At 61.8% G+C, this 2,133-nt stretch carries 3 protein-coding genes; all 3 read left to right on the top strand.

Features of this window, described 5'->3' with window-relative positions:
- The first annotated feature begins 17 nt into the window (after window positions 1-17).
- On the top strand, window positions 18-491 hold the full coding sequence (locus tag IVB32_RS14870; protein ID WP_247297715.1) for a transposase: 474 nt from the start codon (window positions 18-20) through the stop codon (window positions 489-491).
- Window positions 472-825 carry an IS66 family insertion sequence element accessory protein TnpB gene (gene tnpB / locus IVB32_RS14865; RefSeq protein ID WP_148750250.1) on the top strand — a complete coding sequence of 118 codons (354 nt, stop codon included), beginning with the start codon at window positions 472-474 and terminating at the stop codon, window positions 823-825. Before IVB32_RS14870 ends, tnpB begins: the two co-directional genes overlap by 20 nt.
- A gap of 52 nt (window positions 826-877) precedes the next feature.
- Window positions 878-2,133, top strand: a 1,256-nt coding sequence (locus IVB32_RS14860) for an IS66 family transposase (protein ID WP_247410650.1), incomplete at its 3' end; no start/stop codon positions are given.

Below are 2,133 nucleotides of genomic sequence, written 5' to 3'. Positions count from 1 at the left end.
TAGGTGGACACCTTGTGATGGCAGACGATGATCAGAAACTGCGGGTCAGGCTTGTTGGTCGGAACGGTCGCCGGCGCTACGAGGCGGCATCGAAGGAGCGTCTTGTCGCGAGTTGTCTTGAGCCTGGCGTTTCGGTATCGAGACTTGCGCTCGAACACGGGGTCAACGCGAACCTGCTTCGGAAATGGATCAAGAAGCACACCGCGACCAGGTCTCTCCCGCGGTCTCCCCCATCGGCGTTCATCCCGGTTCAACTTGAGGGGGCTTCCGATCGCGCCCTGTCGCGGGGGAGCAGCGTGGCGATGGTGGGTTTGCCGGCGGCTTGCGATGAAGTGCGCGGGTCGGAACCCAAGGGGACTACAGCTTTTTGTTCTCCGGCCAAAGTGAGCGCGTCGCTGCCGAACGGCGTGAAGGTCGCGCTGGAATGCGGCGATGTGGATGCATTGACGGCGATCATCGGAGCCCTGGGCCATGTTCAGACTGGGCGGTGACCTGCAGGTCTATCTGCACCGTGAGCCGATCGACTTCCGGGCTGGCATCAACAGCCTTGCGGTTCTGGTCCAGGAGACGATGGCGCTCGATCCGTTCGCTCCGGCGGTTTTTGCGTTCTGCAATCGCCGTTGCGACCGGATGAAGTTGCTGTTCTTCGACCGGTCCGGCTTTGTGCTGGTCCTGAAGCGGCTGACCGAGGACAAGTTCCGATGGCCGCGCCGCCAGGAGGCGGTCGTCACGCTGACGACCGAGCAATTGCACTGGATCCTTGACGGCATCGATATCGATGCGATGGTCCGCCATCCGGTGCGGCAATATCAGGTTGCCGGCTGAGCTCTCGACTTGAGCGGTTGACGCGTCGGTACGGTTCAGATTCAAGAATCCGATGAATCGAACCGGCGAACCGAGTGTCGAAGCGCTGTTGGCGCGCATTGCTGCGCTGCAGGTGGAGAATCGTCAGCTCACGGAGCGCGTCGTCAGGCTCGAGGAAGAACTGGCGCTGGCACGCCTGCATCGTTTTGCGCCGCGCAGCGAAAAGCACGTCGACCGTCTGTTCAATGAAGCCGAGCAGGCCGCCGACGAGGATGATGCCGGCAGCGAAACGGACAATATCGCCGAACTTCCGGACACGGGCTTGCCACCCGTCGAAAGCACAACGGGAAAGAAGCGCGGCCGCAGACCGCTGCCGGCGAACCTGCCGCGTGAGCGGGTCGAGTATGACCTGCCCGACGATCAGAAGGCGTGTCCTTGCTGCCGTGGCCAGATGCATCGCATGGGCGAGACTGTCACCGAGCAACTTCATATCGAGGTGAAGGCGAAGGTTTTACAGAATGTGCGCTTCAAATATGGGTGCCGCCATTGCGATCGCACCGGGATCAATGCCCCTGTCGTGACCGCGCCGATGCCGACGCAGCCCTTGCCGGGCAGCGTTGCCACGGCCTCAACGCTGGCGTTCGCGCTGGTTCACAAATATGTCGATGGCACGCCGCTCTACCGTCTGGCGCAGGCCTTCGAACGCGCAGGTGTTCCTGTCAGCCGCGGCGCTTTGGGTCACTGGGTGATCGGCTCGAGCGAGAAGCATCTGCATCGCATCTCAGACGCCCTGAAGCTGCGGCTCAGACTGCAACCTCTCATCCATGGCGACGAGACGACGGTTCAGGTCCTCAAGGAGAAGGACAAAAAAGCCACCAGCACATCGTACATGTGGGCTTATCGCAGCGGCCAGGGCAGTCACGAGCCCATCGTTCTTCTGGATTATCAGCCGGGCCGCGGCCAGATCCACCCGCAGGCCTTCCTCGGCGATTACCGTGGCATCGTGATGAGTGACGGCTATACCGCATGGCGCACGCTGGAAGGGACCACCCACATTGGATGCATGGCCCACTCCCGACGGCGCTTTGTCGATGCCCTCAAGGCGAGGAAGAAGGGCGGCGGCCCGCCAGAGCAGGCGCTGCGGTTCTTCGAACAGCTTTACCGGGTTGAAAGGCAGGCGCGGGACGAAAAACCAGACAGAGGCGAAACGCCAGATCAATGCATTCGCCGCTTCCGCCAGCAACACAGCATTCCCGTCCTGAACGCCCTCAAGGAATGGCTCGATCAAATCGCCCCGAAGGTCTTGCCCGACAGCAAGCTTGGCGATGC

This window comes from Bradyrhizobium sp. 23 (genome assembly GCF_023073295.1).
GTDB lineage: Bacteria > Pseudomonadota > Alphaproteobacteria > Rhizobiales > Xanthobacteraceae > Bradyrhizobium > Bradyrhizobium canariense_D.
Note: the sequence above shows the minus strand (reverse complement) of the source record. Positions and strands in the feature narration are given on the sequence as shown.

Bases quoted from the DNA above. Each gene is read 5' to 3' on its own strand.
- IVB32_RS14870 (WP_247297715.1), top strand. From the start codon at position 18: ATGGCAGACGATGATCAGAAACTGCGGGTCAGGCTTGTTGGTCGGAAC.
- tnpB (WP_148750250.1), top strand. From the start codon at position 472: ATGTTCAGACTGGGCGGTGACCTGCAGGTCTATCTGCACCGTGAGCCG.